Annotated in this window: 14 protein-coding genes; all 14 read left to right on the forward strand. The window is 29.7% G+C overall.

Going from position 1 to position 12917, the window contains the following annotated elements; genetic code table 11:
* The first annotated feature begins 22 nt into the window (after positions 1-22).
* Positions 23-841, forward strand: coding sequence for a GNAT family N-acetyltransferase (locus L3B98_RS15975; RefSeq protein ID WP_238917480.1), 819 nt, complete (start codon positions 23-25; stop codon positions 839-841).
* A 5-nt stretch (positions 842-846) separates the two neighbouring features.
* Complete coding sequence (locus L3B98_RS15980; protein WP_238917481.1) at positions 847-1104, forward strand: GNAT family N-acetyltransferase; 258 nt, start codon at positions 847-849, stop codon at positions 1102-1104.
* A gap of 565 nt (positions 1105-1669) precedes the next feature.
* The gene (locus L3B98_RS15985) at positions 1670-3478 is read left to right on the forward strand and encodes an N-acetylmuramoyl-L-alanine amidase family protein (RefSeq protein ID WP_238917482.1); all 1809 of its coding nucleotides are present in this window, start codon (positions 1670-1672) and stop codon (positions 3476-3478) included.
* A 292-nt stretch (positions 3479-3770) separates the two neighbouring features.
* Positions 3771-4844 carry a S66 peptidase family protein gene (locus L3B98_RS15990; RefSeq protein WP_238917483.1) on the forward strand — a complete coding sequence of 358 codons (1074 nt, stop codon included), beginning with the start codon at positions 3771-3773 and terminating at the stop codon, positions 4842-4844.
* Positions 4845-4906: 62 nt separating this feature from the next.
* A complete protein-coding gene (locus tag L3B98_RS15995; protein WP_238917484.1) occupies positions 4907-5542 on the forward strand; it encodes a GyrI-like domain-containing protein in 636 nt (211 codons plus the stop codon).
* Between the two features lie 25 nt (positions 5543-5567).
* Entirely contained in the window at positions 5568-6284 is a 717-nt protein-coding gene (locus tag L3B98_RS16000; protein ID WP_238917485.1) for a DUF1287 domain-containing protein, read from the forward strand.
* Positions 6285-6453: 169 nt separating this feature from the next.
* Positions 6454-7746 (forward strand): MFS transporter, encoded by a 1293-nt coding sequence (locus tag L3B98_RS16005; RefSeq protein ID WP_238917486.1) that lies wholly within the window; start codon positions 6454-6456, stop codon positions 7744-7746.
* A gap of 190 nt (positions 7747-7936) precedes the next feature.
* Positions 7937-8188: a hypothetical protein gene (locus tag L3B98_RS16010; RefSeq protein ID WP_238917487.1), complete on the forward strand. Its 252-nt coding sequence runs from the start codon at positions 7937-7939 to the stop codon at positions 8186-8188.
* Between the two features lie 162 nt (positions 8189-8350).
* The gene (locus tag L3B98_RS16015) at positions 8351-9391 is read left to right on the forward strand and encodes a hypothetical protein (protein WP_238917488.1); all 1041 of its coding nucleotides are present in this window, start codon (positions 8351-8353) and stop codon (positions 9389-9391) included.
* A gap of 166 nt (positions 9392-9557) precedes the next feature.
* Complete coding sequence (locus L3B98_RS16020) at positions 9558-10166, forward strand: HAD-IA family hydrolase (RefSeq protein WP_238917536.1); 609 nt, start codon at positions 9558-9560, stop codon at positions 10164-10166.
* A 112-nt stretch (positions 10167-10278) separates the two neighbouring features.
* A complete protein-coding gene (locus tag L3B98_RS16025) occupies positions 10279-10707 on the forward strand; it encodes a pyridoxamine 5'-phosphate oxidase family protein (protein ID WP_238917489.1) in 429 nt (142 codons plus the stop codon).
* 251 nt (positions 10708-10958) lie between these two features.
* On the forward strand, positions 10959-11633 hold the full coding sequence (gene rpiA, locus L3B98_RS16030; protein ID WP_238917490.1) for a ribose-5-phosphate isomerase RpiA: 675 nt from the start codon (positions 10959-10961) through the stop codon (positions 11631-11633).
* Positions 11634-11730: 97 nt separating this feature from the next.
* Positions 11731-12261, forward strand: coding sequence for a flavodoxin domain-containing protein (locus tag L3B98_RS16035; protein ID WP_238917491.1), 531 nt, complete (start codon positions 11731-11733; stop codon positions 12259-12261).
* Between the two features lie 77 nt (positions 12262-12338).
* Entirely contained in the window at positions 12339-12887 is a 549-nt protein-coding gene (locus tag L3B98_RS16040) for an AAA family ATPase (protein WP_238917492.1), read from the forward strand.
* Positions 12888-12917: the final 30 nt, after the last annotated feature.

Below are 12917 nucleotides of genomic sequence, written 5' to 3' on the forward strand. Positions count from 1 at the left end.
TGAATTATAGAGGAGGAATATCATGTTTAAACCATTTTTTAGAGAAGATAAAGTTTTAAATGGAGGGATATTTTTAAATTATGAAGTACAATTTAACTTATTCCATTATATTATCGAAGGAAAAGAAGTAATTGCTTTAAAAACCTGTGATAATAATGCAATAGCAATCCAAAATACAGGGCATGCAATGTGGTTATGGGTGAATGAAAATCTTGAAAAATCCAAAATTGATAAAATAATAGGCTCTTTATGCAATCAATTGAAGGAGAGTAAATTATCTTCGATTTCAGGAAAACCTAAATTTGTAAAGAGCTTTTCAGAGAAGTATTCAAAAATTGCTGAATCATCTAATAAAATATCTCTTAGTATGGAAGCTTACCAATGTCAAAAAATTATTCAGCCTAAAAATGTTCAAGGAAAATTAATAAAAGCAGAATTAAGTAATAGGGATATTATTATTAAGTTTTGGATAGGTTTTGTTTTTGATTGTTATGGAATAAAGCTTATGGAAGAAAAGCAAATTGAAGTAGTTGAATCAATGATAAAATCTGGAGGTCTGTATTTGTGGAAAGTAGAAGCTGAGATAGTTGGCATGGTAAATATAGCACATAAAACAGAGAGACATGCTCGTATCAATAATGTTTATACACCACAAGAACAAAGAAAAAAAGGATATGCTAGTGCAATGGTTGCGGAATTATGTTCAAGTATACTTAAGGGAGGATTAACTCCTATGTTATATGCAGATATTAAAAATTATGATTCTAATAAGGTTTATAAATCAATTGGTTTTACTGAAAGTGGTAGGATTGACAATATTGTATTTGATTATAGTTTGTAAAGAAGGTGAAATCATATGATGATGAGAAAACTATTGGAGCAGTAACAATTGTTTCAAGAACTGATAATATAAATATGCTTGATGAAAGAGATGATATGACTGCATTATGGGATATACGTGTATCTGATACATATAAACATAAAGGTGTGGGGCAGAAGCTGTGGAGTGGTCTAAAGACAATGGCTTTAAACAAACGAAAATTGAATGTCAAAGTAATAATGTACCTGCCTGTAAGTTCTATCACAAACAGGGAGCAATTTTAAGAATGATTGATGAGTATGTTTATATTAAGAATGCTGATAGTAGATTTGAGGTACAGTTTATTTGGTATCTTGATTTGTAGTAAGGTATACATTATATGAATGTTATTGTGAAAAAGGTATTTATAGATTTTGGATGGAAATTCAATTATTGAATATTGAAGTTAGAAGCATCTGTATTTTCAGGTGATTCTTTATGAAATAAGGAATTAGAGAATAGTTTTTTGTATCTAAAGAAATATATTGAGGAAGTTTTAGCTTATTTCTTTACTTTAAGAAAATTAGTATAATATTGGTTAACCTAAAATTAACTTTACTTAATGAACGTTTTAAGATATCTTTAACATATGGAAATGTTACTAAACTATACCTTTTGAATATGTTATTGTATATTTCTAAAGTATGTCCATATAATGCAAAGGACATTTGACAATAAAATAATGTTTAAACTTTTTCTCTAAAATTAAGGATATAGGACTCTTGTTTTGAAAACGTGTGCAAGAATTGATATTAAATAGAGAAAGGTTAATATAAAATAAAAAAAATTCACTAGGGGGAAATTAAAAATATGTTAAAAAGAATTTCAAAAATGACAAGTTTATTAGTTTGTGCAGCATCAATTATCTCAATTGTTCCAGCGATGGCTGCTGATGTTAAAAAGGTAGATTCACAAGATGGAACTGTTTATGCTGCAAAAGCTAAAGGTGCAGGAATTTATATTGATGGAGAAATAAATGGTAAAGATGAAGCAGAATATTTTATGACTCCTGATGGAAAATACAATTCTATTGATGGTATTGATGCTGGACTTGCAGTGGATGATTTATTATTAAATCAATATCTTGTAATGGATGATAATGATACAGTTGCAGATATAAAAGACAACTATAAGATAGTAGATGGTAAGAAAAGATCGGATTTACAAGACGATGTAGCTACAACCTTAAGAAAAAAAATTAAAAATGACAATGATGGAAGATTTTCAGATTCTGACAAACAATTTACTACTACTAATAAATTTTTAGATGGTGGTAGTGGATTAAGTGCTTATACTTATACGTTAAAAACTCCATTTAATATTGGGGCTACATCAATTAAAACTACAGATACAGTTTATGTAGATTATGCTGGAAACTATGTTGATGCAGATTATAACTTAGGTAATATGAGAGTTGGTACGACAACTAGCAGCAGTGTTTATATCAAAAATACTAAGGATACTTATGAAATAAAGGACAATATAGGTACAGGAGATCATGAATTAAAAGCTGTAATTAGCAACTCATCATACATAACTGTTAGTTCTGATGTAGTGTATAGATGGGCAAACCTTTCAATATTTGAAAAGGATAAAGGTGCTGATGACTCAACTTATACGAATGTTACAGATACAATATTATTTGGAGGAAAAGGTACATTATTTACTTCAGGTTCAGGTCTAAATAAATCTGTGGCAGTATTACAACAATTTACAAAGGCTACTGCGACAGATGATATAGATGGTATTAAGTATCCTAAAGATTCAACTGTTTATTTCTGCGCAAAATACGATTCAAAAAGTAGCACTAATGGTGGAGTTTCAGATAAATTAGTATTAGGAAAATCTGTAGCTGATGCAAGCAGTAAAACTAGTCATACAATCAGTGCGGCAAAAATGACAGGTGATGCAACAGGTTTTGTAAGTGCAGCCTTAGACACTTCAACTGCTGGAAGTCATAAATTATATGCAGAAACTGTTAAATTAAAATCAGAAAATGGATTTAATCATTTAGACATTAGTGATTCTGACAGTATCGATGTACCAGATAATTATGCTATTCAAACTGGAAGTGGGACTTTATGGGGATTAGATTCAGGATATGTAAAGCAATGGGATAAGTCAAATGATAACTTTGCAAAAGTATATAAGGTAGATGGCGGATTGAATAATCTTTCTGTTGGTAACAAAGATATCATGATTCTTTGGAATGAAGATGATAAAAACTATTCAATTATAAACAATACAGCTAAAACAGGAACAACTGGAAGTACAGCAGCTACAAATGCAGGTACAGCAGCAACTACTACAGCAGCAACAGCTGGTTGGGTAAAAGCAGCTGATGGAACTTGGACTTATAACAAAACTGATGGAACTAAGGCTATTGGCTGGTTAAAAGATGGAACTGCTTGGTACTATTTTAAAACAGATGGCGTTATGTCTACTGGATGGATTAAGGATGGAGGTAATTGGTATTACTTAAATGCTTCAGGAGCAATGCAAACTGGTTGGATTAATGACAACGGAACTTGGTACTATTGCAATGCATCAGGTGTTATGCAAGCTAATACAACTGTTGATGGATATGTATTAGGTGCAAGTGGTGCTTGGATTAAGTAATTTTAAATTATAGAAATACAAAGGTAACTCAAAATTATTGAGTTGCCTTTTTTAGTTCTTCAAGAAAATATAATTAAGTTAAAGCTTTAGATAATTTTTGAAAGTATTAGAAACACAGAGTTTGCAAAACAGATTATTTTATTAAAAATAGTACTATTTTTATGGCTATTATTTGTAATATTTGTTATTATTTAATCATCAAGAATATTTCAAGTGCTGAGAGTATATTTATTGGTTTGTTTATAACTTTTTTGGTTATCTGCGTAATAAATTCATAAGGAGAGTGGGAGTTATGAAAAAGCCAAAAGCTTTAGTAAAGGGAGACAAAGTTGCAATTGTAAGTATGTCAAGTGGCTTGCTTGGTGAGGATTCTGCAAAACATGAATTAGAGTTAGGATTAAAAAGAATCAAGGAGTTCGGATTAGTGCCAGTTCTAATGCCAAATGCATTAAAAGGGATTGAATATTTAAAAAATCATCCAGAGGCTAGAGCACAGGATTTAAAAGAGGCATTTTATGATAAATCAATTAAAGGGATTATATGTGCTATTGGTGGAGATGATACTTATAGAACTTTACCATATTTGTTAGAGGATAGAGATTTCATTAATGCTGTTCAAAATAATCATAAATTATTTACTGGTTTTTCAGATACAACAATTAATCATTTGATGTTCTATAAGTTAGGAATGGAAACTTTTTATGGTCCTTGTTTTGTTTGCGATTTAGCAGAATTGGATGAAGAAATGCTCCCATATACTAAAAAAGCATTTCAGAAGTATTTTGAAAATAGTGAAGAGCAATGTATAGAATCAAGTAAGATATGGTATGAGGAACGCACAGACTTTTCAACAGCTGCAATTGGAACAAGTAGAATAGAACACTTAGAACAAAAAGGATATGAAGTCCTACAAGGAAGTGGAAAAGTTAATGGTAGACTTTTAGGTGGATGTCTTGAAAGTTTTTATGATATATTGACTAAGAATCGATATGACGATGAAAAAGCTATATGTGAAAAGTATGGAATATTTCCAAGATTAGATGAATGGGAAAATAAAATATTGTTTCTTGAAACTTGTGAAGAAAAACCGAAACCTGAAGAATTTGAAAAAGAATTGCTTATTTTAAAAGAGACAGGTATATTTGATGTTGTAAATGGAATTATTGTTGGAAAGCCTCAAGATGAGCAATATTATGAAGAATATAAAGAACTTTATTGCAAGATTATAGATAATAAAGATTTACCAATTATGTACAATGTTAATTTTGGACATGCGTTTCCAAGATGCATAATTCCATATGGAATCGATATTGAGATTGATTTATGTAAAAAGGTACTTACTTTGAAGGAAGCTATCTTTTCATGATTGATTGATATATATTAATATAATTTAGTTGTAATTTTTGAATGGTGATGGAGGTGTTAATTTTGAAATATGAATGGAAAAGAGAGGAAAAGGAACTCTATTTACCGAAAGAAAAACCAATTTTAGTTAAGGTTCCTAAAGCAAAATATTTTTGTATTAATGGAAAAGGAAATCCTAATTCTGAAGATTTTTCTAATAGGATTGGTGTTTTATATTCTCTATCTTATGCAGTGAGAATGATGCCTAAAAATGGTTTTATTCCTGATGGATATTTTGAATACACGGTTTATCCATTAGAAGGCTTATGGGATCTGACCGAAGAAGGTAAAAAAAGCGAAATATTTAATAAAGAAGAACTTTTATATACTATAATGATTAAACAACCAGATTTTGTTAATGAAGAAGTCGTAAAAAAAGCTTTTGAAATTGCTATTAAGAAAAAGTCAAACCCTTTATTAGAAGAAGTCTATTTTGATGAAATAGAAGATGGGTTAGCAGTTCAAATACTACATATAGGTTCTTATGACACTGAATCGGAAAGTTTTAATAAGATGAAGGACTACATTGATGAAAATAATTTAATAATTAAAACCCTTGTTCATAGAGAAATATATTTGTCAGATGCTAGAAAAGTAGAAAAAGATAAATTGAAAACAGTATTAAGATATATGGTAAACAAGAATGAGAATATAGAGTGAAAAATTATACAAGTGGAGGATCTGTGTGAAAAAAGTAAAAACGATTATTATAGTATTAAGCTTAATAGCAATAATTTCAGCAACTGTTACATTTGTGGTGAAATTTAAATATAATAAACCAAATAATGAATTAAATAGTAAAGTGGAAGAAATTGCTGATGATATTTCAGTTAATAGAGTTAACGTTCCAGATGAAAGTTCAAAGGTTGATAAAAATCAAAATGGAATACCAGATCCTATTGATATAGTGAATTCTGCTAGAAAAGAAGCTGAGAGGAAAACTATATATAAAGATGCATATTATGTTGGGGGATATCCACCAGATGGTGAAGGAGTTTGTACTGATGTAATATGGAGAGGTTTTAAAGGCATCAATGTATCAATTAAAGATTTAATAGACAAAGATATTAAAGAAAATATAACACAATATAAGGGAATCAATGGGAAGGCAGATCCTAATATTGATTTTAGACGAGTATTGAATCAAGATGTATTTTTTAAGAAAAATTGTATCCTGTTAACTACAGAATTCAAGCAAAATGACATTAATAATTTAAAAGAATGGCAGCCAGGTGATATAATAGTATTTATAGAAGGATATGAGCATATTGCTATTATTTCAGATAAAAGAGATGAGGATGGAATTCCTTATGTAATTCATAACTCTCATCCATGTGCTTCAGAAGCAAAATTAAGCTGGTTTCATAATCCAATTCATGGACATTATAGATGGAAATATTAGATAAGTTACATGATTATTTTTAATTAGGAGGAAGAAAAATGAAGCGTTGTATTGTATTAGCTCCATGCAGAGTCTAACTAGGACTAACCAGCATGGAGTAAAATAAAATTAGTCCTAAAAGACTTTGCATTTTTAGAGATAATATCAAAATAAAAGGAGCAAAGTCAATATGAATTTATTTAAGAATAGTATAAAGGAACTTCACAGTTTTTTAATTTTATGGATTACACAATCACTTTCAGAGTTAGGTAGTTCTATGACCAATTTTGCTTTAATTATATGGTCATATCAACAACATGGCTCGGCTTTAATAACGGCCATGCTTTCTGTTTGTACGTATTTACCATATGTAATTATGAGCATATTTGCAGGAGCATTGAGTGATAAATGGAATAAAAAAATAACAATACTTGTAAGCGATAGTTTTGCAGCTTTATGTACGATTGTAGTATTAATCCTACTTAAAACAAATAGGCTGGAGATATGGCATATTTATTGCTTAAATGCATTAAATGGCCTAATGAATACAATTCAGCAGCCTGCTGCAGATGTAACAATTAGTATTCTTACGCCCAAAAAACATTATCAAAAGGTAAGTGGAATGCGTTCATTTTCAAATTCTTTAATAACTATAATGACACCAATTATTGCAACAGCATTGTTGACACTAACTAATATGCAGGTAGTTATTGCATTTGATCTATTAACTTTTGGTATTGCTTTTATTTCTTTGCTATGTTTTGTGAAAATACCAAAAGTAGAAAATGAAAATACAAAGAAAGAATCTATGTTATCTTCAGTAAAAAGTGGACTTAGTTTTCTAAAACATAACCGGGGAATTTTAGATTTGATCTTGTTTTTAGCAGCAATTAATTTTACAGCTTCTATATTCAATGCAACTTTGCCTGCTATGATTTTATCAAGAGCTGGAGGTGGTGAGGTTGCACTTGGTATTATTAATACAGTCACAGGAAGTGCTATGCTCGTTGGCAGTATTGTGGCATCTATTTTACCAGCCCCTAAAAGTCGTGTTCGAGTGATTTGTAATGCTTTATTGCTTTCAATGAGTACTGAAAACTTTTTTCTTGCCTTTGGGAATACCGTGCCAATATGGTGTGTTGGAGCAGTTTTAGGTTGGATTGCTATTCCTATTATGGGGACCAATATGGATGTATTATTAAGAAGCTATATTCCAATTGATATACAGGGAAGAGTTTATTCTGTAAGGAATACATTGCAATTTTTCACAATCCCAATAGGATATTTTTTAGGTGGTATATTAGTTGATAAAGTATTTGAACCTTTTATGTTATATCAGCCATCAAGTGGATTTCTGGCAATGATATTTGGAACAGGAAAGGGTTCAGGTGCAGCATTATTGTTTTTTATTCTTGGCATTTTGGGTGTATTAACATGCATAATCTTTCGTAGAAATATTCACATATGGAATTTAGAAAAATAATTAATTAGAAAAAGCGCTAATCATAAATGATTGGCGTTTTTTTACCTTTATGTTTACTTATTAGTGAATTAAGAGAAAATTAAGGAAGATATAATGTATTGTATTTACAAAATATGCTATGATTAACTTAATATGAATTGTAAATTTATGAGAATGAAAAAATTATTATCCATTTGCATATAAAAATGATTTGATTAAACCATTTATAGGTTGTGCTATTTTCATTAATACCCCTTTAGATATTGCAATGGCAAGACGCGTGTTACGGGATATGCACAATTCCACTGGGGATGAAATCAGGGAAGAAATGATTTTTTATTTAAAATATTCGAGAATTGCATATGAAGAAATGTTAAACATTATTCTGCCAAATTCCGATTATGTTATTGATGGCAGTATTTGCGTAGAGGAGATTGTAAAAAAAATTATGGATATAATATGATGATGAAGTTCGAATTACATGGTATTTAGATTTACAATTATTTGGCTTTAAGGACGTATTATTCAGATGGAGAATCAAAATAACAAACACATGAAATTGACGAATACAAAGTTTGTGTTGCTCTAGACAATAGCGTTTTAGAATTTGCGAAGGGAGAAATTTATGAATAAAAGAAATGATATGATTATTGAATGGGCAATAAAAAAAATAGAAACAGATTTTAAGGATGATGTAAGCCTTTTACTTTTTTATGGCTCCTATGAAAATGGAACTGATAATCCGCTTTCAGATGTAGACTTCTATTTTATACCAAAGACAGAACGCGCATATAAATTGACTAAAACATTTATAGTAGAAGGCGTAGGTTTTGACTTGTTTCCGATGTCATGGGAACGTATTGAAGGAATTGCAGAAGTTAATGAAGTTTTGTTACCATGTATAGCAAACGTCAAGATTCTCTATTGCAATTCAGATGCTGACAAAACAAGATTTAAAGAATTACAGAATAAGTTAAAGAAAAATTTAAGTAATAAAGTGTTTATGTTGGATAAAGCATCTAAGAAGATGGGAAGAGTAGAAGATTTATATAAAACTATGATTTTTGAAGATAATATGTGTGAATTGAGAACAATTGCTGGTCATATAATTTTGTCTTTAGCAGATATTGTGGCATATTCAAACCAAACTTATTTTAGTAGAGGAGTAAAGAAACAGATAGAGGATTTGAAAAATATGGAGGTAACTCCAAAGGACTTCATTTTACTGTATGAATCAGTTATAAAAGCTGATTTAGAATTTCAGCTCAAAAAATATTGTTACAAAATTATAAAAAATACACAAGAATTTTTGGATAGCAAAACTGAAAAAGCAAATAAGGAAGAAAATAAAGCAAATTATGAAGCTCTTGCAGAACTTTACCAAGAAATTATTTCTACTTGGAATAAAATCTATATATGTTGTGATAGTGGAGATATTAATCTTGCATATATTTCGGGGACAAGTCTTCAACGAACATTGAATGAGGCTGCAAGAGAAAATGGTTTGAATAAATTCGATTTAATGAGTTATTATGATTCAAGACATTTAAATCAATTTAAAGAGAGAGCTATGGAAATACAAAAGACTTTTGTGAAAACAATTGAAGAGAATGGTGTAGTAATTGAATCATACGATAAAATAGAAGAGTTTATAGAAAGAAATTAACTATTTTAATAGTTTTTAACAAGATTGCGTTACGCCACGAAGATCTTAAACCATGGAATGAATCGCTTATTGGTATTGGAAATTATGAAAAATTATTGGAGATTTCAGTAGCTTCAAAGAACATGGAGCGTTTTGCTCAATTTGAATTTGAGGATGTGAGTATTTGATGGAATGGTTATTCATGGATATTGGATCTGCATTGGTTGATGAAGAGCAATGTGATAAGTATAGAATAAAGGAGACTTTAAAACAAGAAAAAGTACCTTTTAGAGACGAATTTGTATCGAGAATGAATTTTTATGCTACGCAAAATAAAGATGCATATAAATGTACTTTAAAAGAATTTGGACTAAATAAAGTGAAGTGGAATTGTGATTATGAAAAGCTATATGAAGGTACTTATGAGGTGCTTGAGTTACTGCACCAAAGATTTAAATTGGGGATAATAGCAAATCAAGTTCTTGGTACAGAGAAAAGGCTCTCTAATCTAGGAATAAGGTGTTTCTTTGATCTAATAGTAACTTCTGCTGAAGAAAAAACTTCAAAACCAGATTTAAAAATCTTTAATATTGCATTAAATAGAGCAAATTGTTGCCCTAGTAATGCATATATGATTGGAGATAGATTAGATAATGATATTACACCAGCAATAAAAATAGGAATGAAAACTATATGGGTGAAACAAGGATGGGGAGGAATGGGCAATTTGGATGAATTACCCAAAAAGCCTGATATTATAATTTCTAATTTCACGGATATTATTAATTATATATAAATCATAAAATGATTAAATTTGGTCTAAGTGGTTAGTAATTTAGAAAGTAATTGAAACAAGGAATAGTACAATCTATTTCTAATTAATAATGTTATATAAGGAGGTCTTGGGAATGATAGATGAAATTGTTATTATTGAAAGTAACCAGTTAGTGGAGGATTCGAAAATTGTGATGGTTGGGACAAATGGAGAAAATGGTTATCCTAATATAAAAGCAATGATGAGATTAAAACATGATGGGTTAAAGAAATTTTGGCTTAGTACAAACACTTCTACAAAAATGGTAGAACGCTTAAAAGATGATAATAAGATGTGCTTATATTTTGTTGACGATAATAACTTTGCAGGACTTAGGCTAATTGGTACAATTGAAATATTACAGGATAGAGCATCTAAGGAACTGTTGTGGACTGATGGCTGTGAAGTTTATTATCCATTAGGCGTAGATGATCCTGATTATACCGTATTATGTTTTACGTCAGAATGGGGAAACTATTATCGTCATTTAAAAAATGTAACATTTAAAATGGAAGATATTTAAAGTAATATATCAGTTACTTTGAATATTTTAGATTTGGTATATTAGGTTCTTGCTTTTTTATTAATGGAGGGATAGCTATGGATGAAAATAATGGGTAATTTATGTATGAGGAAACCTCAATAGGGAATGATGGTATTGAACTTGAATTACATGTTCTAAAAAAATATTATAATTACCTTGAAGTACCAGAATATTTAAAAATACTTCAAGAAAAATAATATATTAGTCACAAAGATATTTTGGAGGTATGTATGGAACTAAAAAGAGTGGCAGGAGAAAAAGCGGCGGAATATATAAAAGATGGAATGATACTAGGATTGGGAACGGGTTCGACATCATATCATATGATTAAAAAGGTAGGCGAGTTAGTTCAAAATGGTATGAATTTGAAGGCAATTGCAACTTCAAGAAGCACAGAGAATTTAGCAAAAGAATTACATATTCCTTTAGTAGAAATAGATGAAGTAGATAGAATTGACTTATGTATTGATGGTGTAGATGAAATAGATAAAAATTTCAATGCAATTAAAGGTGGTGGAGGGGCATTATTTAGAGAAAAAATAGTTGCTAACTTAGCAAATGAAGTAATATGGATAATGGATGATAGTAAATTAGTTGATAGCATTGGAGCTTTTCCATTACCAATTGAAGTATTACCTTATGGATATACACAAGTTATCAAGAAATTAGAAACATATTCTTTAAATCCTAAATTAAGGAGGAAAGGTGCCAATATTTATATAACTGACAATGGTAATTATATAGTTGATTTGCATATAGGAAAACCAATTGATATTATTGATGTTAGTGAGAAAGTTAATGGAATAATAGGAGCCTTAGAAACTGGATTATTTATTAATATGTGTAAGTACATTATTGTTGGCACTAATAATGGAGCAGAGGTTATTGAAAATAAAATTAATTAATATATAAAGTAGACTTGTTCTAGTTATGATTAAATGATGTGCCAAGTCTGAATAAGAATGGAAACTATATGATTGAAGTAAGGGGTGGAGGTACATAATGAAAACAATAGTAGTATATAAGTCTAAAACAGGTTTTACAAAGAAATATGCACAATGGATTACAGAAGATTTATCTGCTGATCTTTTTGAAGTGTCAAAGGTTAATATCGATATACTGACTCAATATGATACCATAATTTATGGCGGCAGTTTATATGCAGTAGGTATTATTGGAGTAAAATTAATAACAAAAAATATTAATAAGCTTAAAGACAAAAAGGTAATAGTTTTTGCAACAGGGGCATCACCAGCAAGGAAAGATGCGATAAAAGAGGTTACAGATAAAAATTTTACTCCAGAAGAACAAAAATATATTAAGTTTTTTTATTTAAGAGGTGGATTTAATTATAGTAAATTGAACGCTTTTGACAAATTCTTAATGACATTACTAAAATGGAAAATAAAACATAAAAAACAAGGAGAATTATCAAATGATGAAATAGGTATGCTTTCTGTTTATGATAAACCAGTTGATTATACATTAAGAAAGAATGTTGAATCAATAATAGCTTACGTTAACCGTAATTAACGTACTTAAAGATTAATAGGTTCTTTATAGTTTAAGTTTTGTTAGTAAATGAACATTAATTTGTAAAGGAGAAAACTATGTATCCAAGCGTAATTCACATATATGGAGCATCAGGTTCAGGAACAACTACATTAGGTAAATTCATATCAGAACAATTAGGATATACATTTATGGATACAGATGATTATTTCTGGATCAAAACGAATCCTGAGTACACACAAAAAAGAAAAATAGAAGAACGGATTCAAATGATGAAAAAAGATATTTTACATTCAGATAAAGTTGTTATTTCTGGTTCAATGGTAGATTGGGGTGATGACTTAATTCCATATTTCACATTAGCAGTTCGTGTGGTTACAGATAAAAATATTCGAATTGATCGCCTAAAGGAGAGAGAAAAGAAACATTTTGGCTCACGTATTGAGATAGGTGGAGACATGTATCAAAATCATATTGAATTTATTGAATGGGCAACAGCTTATGATACTGGGGATATTAATATGAGGAGTAAGTTAAAACATGACCAATGGCAAAAATTGATCAAATGTAAACAAATTATTGTGCGTGGTGAAGATGATTTAAAATATAATTTAGAAATCATAAAAGTTGCTCTTGTGTTAGAGTGATGGATTTCAGTTATAGATTTTGATGAAGTA

It is taken from the genome of Clostridium sp. YIM B02555, assembly GCF_022320955.1.
GTDB classification, from domain to species: Bacteria; Bacillota; Clostridia; order Clostridiales; family Clostridiaceae; genus Clostridium; species Clostridium saccharoperbutylacetonicum.

Coding starts and splice junctions, on each gene's coding strand:
- L3B98_RS16025 (WP_238917489.1), top strand. CDS start 10,279: ATGATAGATGAAATTGTTATTATTGAAAGTAACCAGTTAGTGGAGGAT.
- rpiA (WP_238917490.1), top strand. CDS start 10,959: ATGGAACTAAAAAGAGTGGCAGGAGAAAAAGCGGCGGAATATATAAAA.
- L3B98_RS16035 (WP_238917491.1), top strand. CDS start 11,731: ATGAAAACAATAGTAGTATATAAGTCTAAAACAGGTTTTACAAAGAAA.
- L3B98_RS15990 (WP_238917483.1), top strand. CDS start 3,771: ATGAAAAAGCCAAAAGCTTTAGTAAAGGGAGACAAAGTTGCAATTGTA.
- L3B98_RS16015 (WP_238917488.1), top strand. CDS start 8,351: ATGAATAAAAGAAATGATATGATTATTGAATGGGCAATAAAAAAAATA.
- L3B98_RS16005 (WP_238917486.1), top strand. CDS start 6,454: ATGAATTTATTTAAGAATAGTATAAAGGAACTTCACAGTTTTTTAATT.
- L3B98_RS16040 (WP_238917492.1), top strand. CDS start 12,339: ATGTATCCAAGCGTAATTCACATATATGGAGCATCAGGTTCAGGAACA.
- L3B98_RS16020 (WP_238917536.1), top strand. CDS start 9,558: ATGGAATGGTTATTCATGGATATTGGATCTGCATTGGTTGATGAAGAG.
- L3B98_RS15975 (WP_238917480.1), top strand. CDS start 23: ATGTTTAAACCATTTTTTAGAGAAGATAAAGTTTTAAATGGAGGGATA.
- L3B98_RS15985 (WP_238917482.1), top strand. CDS start 1,670: ATGTTAAAAAGAATTTCAAAAATGACAAGTTTATTAGTTTGTGCAGCA.